General features: G+C 45.6%; 6 protein-coding genes and 1 pseudogene. 4 read left to right on the top strand and 3 right to left on the bottom strand.

What is annotated here, in order from left to right; genetic code table 11:
- Positions 1-980 (bottom strand): transposase (locus tag Q0986_RS05980; protein ID WP_299405886.1); only part of this gene is annotated, 980 nt, incomplete at its 3' end.
- A 201-nt stretch (positions 981-1,181) separates the two neighbouring features.
- Between Q0986_RS05980 and Q0986_RS22900 the strand changes: the two are divergent.
- The 3 genes and pseudogenes from Q0986_RS22900 to Q0986_RS05990 form a co-directional block, all read left to right on the top strand.
- A pseudogene (locus tag Q0986_RS22900) lies at positions 1,182-1,478 on the top strand (ketosteroid isomerase); the annotation flags it as partial.
- Between the two features lie 507 nt (positions 1,479-1,985).
- The gene (locus Q0986_RS05985) at positions 1,986-2,384 is read left to right on the top strand and encodes a DUF4259 domain-containing protein (protein WP_299405891.1); all 399 of its coding nucleotides are present in this window, start codon (positions 1,986-1,988) and stop codon (positions 2,382-2,384) included.
- Positions 2,385-2,745: 361 nt separating this feature from the next.
- Positions 2,746-2,991, top strand: a complete 246-nt coding sequence (locus tag Q0986_RS05990) for a hypothetical protein (RefSeq protein ID WP_299405895.1) — start codon at positions 2,746-2,748, stop codon at positions 2,989-2,991.
- 7 nt (positions 2,992-2,998) lie between these two features.
- On the opposite strand, the gene Q0986_RS05995 is transcribed toward Q0986_RS05990, so the two are convergent.
- Entirely contained in the window at positions 2,999-3,256 is a 258-nt protein-coding gene (locus tag Q0986_RS05995) for a hypothetical protein (RefSeq protein ID WP_299405900.1), read from the bottom strand.
- A 116-nt stretch (positions 3,257-3,372) separates the two neighbouring features.
- Here Q0986_RS05995 and Q0986_RS06000 point away from each other — a divergent pair, with 116 nt between their 5' ends.
- The gene (locus Q0986_RS06000; protein ID WP_299405908.1) at positions 3,373-3,501 is read left to right on the top strand and encodes an HU family DNA-binding protein; all 129 of its coding nucleotides are present in this window, start codon (positions 3,373-3,375) and stop codon (positions 3,499-3,501) included.
- A gap of 71 nt (positions 3,502-3,572) precedes the next feature.
- Here Q0986_RS06000 and Q0986_RS06005 read toward each other — a convergent pair whose 3' ends face one another.
- Positions 3,573-3,773, bottom strand: coding sequence for a DUF2949 domain-containing protein (locus Q0986_RS06005; protein WP_299405904.1), 201 nt, complete (start codon positions 3,771-3,773; stop codon positions 3,573-3,575).
- Position 3,774: the final 1 nt, after the last annotated feature.

Below are 3,774 nucleotides of genomic sequence, written 5' to 3' on the forward strand. Positions count from 1 at the left end.
CGTCGCCAATGCGGATCCACTTGCTCACGCAGTCCTTCAACTTGAACAGCCATCCCATGAGTGGTGCTGTAAAGCAGTGCTACTGCAGCGACCAAGTAAAGCCGTTCGAGGGCATCAGCACAGCGAAGTTTTGATTCTTCCAGTTCAAAAGCTCCAGATTTGCTATCGAGAAATAATTCTTCCACCCGAAACCTCAAAGCGTATTGCCACAAGGTCTGTAGCGTGGGTGATTCATCAGTAATCACTGCCCATGGCTCTTTCACACCTCGAATATTAGCCAGCACCAGATTGCACCGACATACACCATCTTCCCAAAGACCCACATTGCGATAGAGAATTGCTTCGCCTTTAGATGGCCACAATCTACGGACTTCCCTTGGGCATCGACGTGGACCATGGAGGATAACATCGCAAGGGATACGTAGACAGTAATGCCAACGGCTCTGCTGTAACCAGCTCATCAGTTGATGGTTTGCAAACCCACGATCTGCCAACAGCATCACATCTGGATGCTTTCGTAAGAACCAACGGGCTCGACGCAAGAGGGGTTGATATTCCTCGAAGGCGACAGCCGCACTTTTATGCTCTAACACCAGCCATAAAAATGGCACAGCTCTGCCACAGCAGACGACCGATAGATGAATCATGCAATATTGATTCCACAAAACCGTTGTATCCAATGCCAGATAAAGACGATGGGATTGCCAGCCTTTGAGTGCTAGCAGGACCAGAGGCACATATAGTTTGTTGATATCAATACGTTTATTGGATATGAATCGTTGCCAGCGACGCTCGACACTCTGGGCTTTTTTGGCTCGACTCGGAACATAAGATTCCCAGGCAGACAAGCTTAATTGACCACTACAGATTAATGCGCTCACCATCCATGTAAGAGCAATGAGATGACGTAGATCTCGGTAATGGCTGTATTGACGCAGAAAGGAGAAAAGTTGACTATAAATTGTAGTGGAGTTAGACATGTGGGCAAAGCTGATTTTTGGTTGAATCTAGCTTCACATGTCCTCTTCACCTTTTTTCCGAAAGTCACTTAGACAAGGGCTTTGAGGTACTTATGTCAGGCAGGCAGGCCCATACCTCCCTCTACGATTAATCACATTATTAATGCTTACTTTTCAGCATTCTCAGCCATGAATGCAGTCCAATAGTCTGAACTATTTACCCCAGATGCCCAAGTCTTTGATCCAGTTGGTAATCCGCCTAGCTATCCCCAAACTGACTCCAAACCATTCTTTGAGATTCTCCAGAAAAAGAATGAGTCTTTAGTCGTCGAGCCAGAGTCAGTTTTCATTGTAGGGAATGAAGTTGCTGTCAAATGGCGCTTGCACACCGTCACCAAAAATCAGAAAGAAGCCAGCGCAGAGGGAATTAGCACTTTTATGATTAGTGAATCTGGCAAAATCCAAAAAGTTTGTGCCTACTGGGATGACAAAGCATTCTTAGCTCAGGTGCAGAAATGAGGGGCTAAGGTTTTAGCAGAATCGTGATGACGGTTATTAACTGGCAACTGGATATAGACCATTCCTGAGAAAGCACCCCACTCCACCAGGGCCAAAATACCCCGACCAGCTCTGAGTACGATCACGATAGAGAACTTGCACCTAGAATTAATACGTGATTGTTCACTCCTGTATCGATGGAATTTCCGAAAACTTACGGATTCAGAATATACAAAAATATTTTTATGATGAATAAATTAAATAAATACAGTTAGCAATTAATCAATATGTCACAGTTAAAAACAGAGAACCTACCGATAGATGACTGGGATATCTCTTCAGACAATAACGAGCTAGACTTTGAAAGCCTAGAAGACCTATTGAATGATCCAGACTTGCAAACATTGACCAATAGACTAATAGAGGTCTAGTTTTGGGGGATTGCAGAGGAGATAGCAACTCTGCATCCCTTGGCTTATCCTTTGCTCTCGCGTTAAATTGTCCCTGGAGCTTACCAAAGGGTGATCTATGAGCATATGGGGACCAGGAAGCTTCGAAAATGATGACGCACTGGACTGGGTGGCTGAGCTAGCGGATTCTGATGATGACAATCCGATCATTGATGCCCTCAACACGGTCATTGACCAAGCAGATGAACATCCAGAAGCCTCAGATTGCGCGGTTGGTATCGCAGCGACGGAGGCAGTAGCAGCATGGATGGGGGAACCCTCTGAAGATTGCCCGGAGGAAGTGGAGGCATGGGTAGAAGGAAGGCCAGCCCCACCCGCAACGATGATTTCTCAAGCGAGATACGTCACTGAGGCTATCTCAGAGAATTCCGAACTCAAGGATTTATGGAAAAATTCAGACGATTTTGAACTATGGCAAGCGTCAGTGAATGGCTTGCTAGGCAGGTTGCTTTACTAAGTGCAGTCGTATCCATCAATTGGTCGACCGAGCTGGGGAACTTGGAAGAATTCGGGTGGTTTGGAGCAATAACGCTTTCAGATGTCTTCAACATATCCTCAAACTTGACTGGTAGTTTTGACGTAGAGTTACATTTCCTGGGGGGAGATAGTAACTCTACGTCAAAACACACACATCTACTACCCCTTGAGACTAATGCTCCTCCAAGGGGTTTTGTGGTTGATCAATTGGTCGGGTAATTGGGGTATATCGCCACCTGAACACCTCCACTTATTAACAAGATGAAGCAACTCACACGACTTGAACCGCTCAAAACGACTCCTAGCATAAATTCAGACGTACAAACTGAGGGAGATCCAAGATGACTAGTGCTCGTAAACTGATCAAAGCTATCCCCCTGAAGGATAAACCAGCGGGAATATCCCGGTGTGGGATGTCCCAGGCAACCTTTGCCCAGCATTGTTTTACGAGCAAATGGTATGAGCTGTCAGATCAGGGACAGATCGTTGGCTCAGCCTTTGATCTAAACTTCTACAAACAGGATGCTCTTCAAAGACCAAATATACGCTCTACAGTCAAAATCAAGGAATTATCCAAGGTGCTGTAACTCATTACTAACCTGAGAAATATTTGCTTTCCCGGATAGACTTAGCTGCTTGCTCATGAGTAATAATTGCTGTTGAAGTACCTCTGCAATACGGTGGTACTTCCTCTGGATGACAAGTATCCCAAGCCGCAGTCATCGCTCTAACTGCGGATTCTAGTGGAATTTTCTGAAGCGTTTCACAATGGTGGAATTTAAGGCTGCTTATCAGTTGCTGACGGAGAACTAAGATTTCGTCATCATGCGTCGTCTCTCGACTGGTATTCATAAGTCCCCCAAAAAACCAACAACCCACTTGCATTATGACTGATGAGAAATAAATTTACTCACAGATGAGGCAGACAACCCTAAACCGACACTCCAGGTCAAATAAGTTGTCTATGAATTGGGGCCAGGGACCGCAATGCCAGGGATGGGCACAATCCTCAACTCGGGAAAAAGTTCAAAATCTTGGCGGCCAAAGCACCCGTTTTTATTGCGGACGACGGTTTCAAGGAGAAGATAAAAAGCTGATGAGATGGAGATAACGCGTAAGTTTTCACCTCATTCTAGCGACCAAGCTGGCGGATTTTTCTGAGCATCTGCTAGCTCTTTTTTGAATCGCTTACCGAAAGACCAACCGTCGTATTGGCCTGCCACTCAAAAGCCTTGCCAAGCTGCTCGATATTGATCAACCCATGCTGCCAAAGAACCATATGCAATGGACCCCGCGATGGTTCTTGACGACGCAGAGCCAAGTCAATCGCTTCTTCAGAAACTGCTAACTCGTTTTGGAGATAGTGGATA

The organism is Acaryochloris sp. IP29b_bin.148 (assembly GCF_028285565.1).
In the GTDB taxonomy this organism is placed as follows: Bacteria; Cyanobacteriota; Cyanobacteriia; order Thermosynechococcales; family Thermosynechococcaceae; genus Acaryochloris.

Coding starts and splice junctions, on each gene's coding strand:
- Q0986_RS05985 (WP_299405891.1), top strand. CDS start 1,986: ATGAGCATATGGGGACCAGGAAGCTTCGAAAATGATGACGCACTGGAC.
- Q0986_RS05990 (WP_299405895.1), top strand. CDS start 2,746: ATGACTAGTGCTCGTAAACTGATCAAAGCTATCCCCCTGAAGGATAAA.
- Q0986_RS05995 (WP_299405900.1), bottom strand. CDS start 3,256: ATGAATACCAGTCGAGAGACGACGCATGATGACGAAATCTTAGTTCTC.